This is a genomic window from Vibrio sp. Y176 (genome assembly GCF_033438945.1).
Map to the genome: position 1 here is coordinate 1 of NZ_JAWOQS010000998.1, position 554 is coordinate 554.

Consider the following 554-nt stretch of genomic DNA (forward strand, 5'->3'; position numbering starts at 1 on the left):
AGTTTCGCGTCCTCCGCTCCTGGTAGTGTCCAAGCTCGCGTTGACATTCCGTTGGTGAGCGTGCCCATTGATGTGAGTTTTTTCTCGCTGCCGTCGGTCATGGTGACTTTGATGTCTTTTAAATCGACGGTGCCTTGAATGCACTTTATTTTGATTTTACTGAAGTTACGGTTTTTGATCAGACTATTTGGCGTAACGGTGTCTGTCTCCGTTTGGAAGTTGACGGTCTTGGTTGCGATCAGCTCCCAGTCATCATTATTGCTGCTCGCAAATGTGGAAAAACTGATGGTCGCTACCATCATCACAGTAAAGAGTGATTGGAAAAGCTTCATAACACCTCTGACTTTTTGATAGGATTGCCTCGTTCAAACAGGTGACGAAAAATGTCAATTAACGAGAAACAGTATTTACACGAAATGGGAATCACCTCGTGGGAGTTGATTCATCCAGAAAGGTTGGCAGGCTATCAACCGCCAACTATAGATTTGCCAAGTTCTTGCAAACTTCTGCTGGTCTCACCCATCTGTCCTACGAATGAGACAGCGATACTGTTC

Annotated in this window: 2 protein-coding genes; one reads left to right on the top strand and one right to left on the bottom strand. The window is 45.1% G+C overall.

The features are described 5' to 3' along the window. On the bottom strand, positions 1–332 hold a 332-nt coding region (locus tag R7O13_RS29850), incomplete at its 3' end, for a hypothetical protein (protein WP_318305591.1). A 51-nt stretch (positions 333–383) separates the two neighbouring features. On the opposite strand from R7O13_RS29850, the gene R7O13_RS29855 reads away from it, so the two are divergent. Then, positions 384–554 (top strand): DNA polymerase III subunit psi (locus tag R7O13_RS29855; RefSeq protein WP_318305592.1); only part of this gene is annotated, 171 nt, incomplete at its 3' end.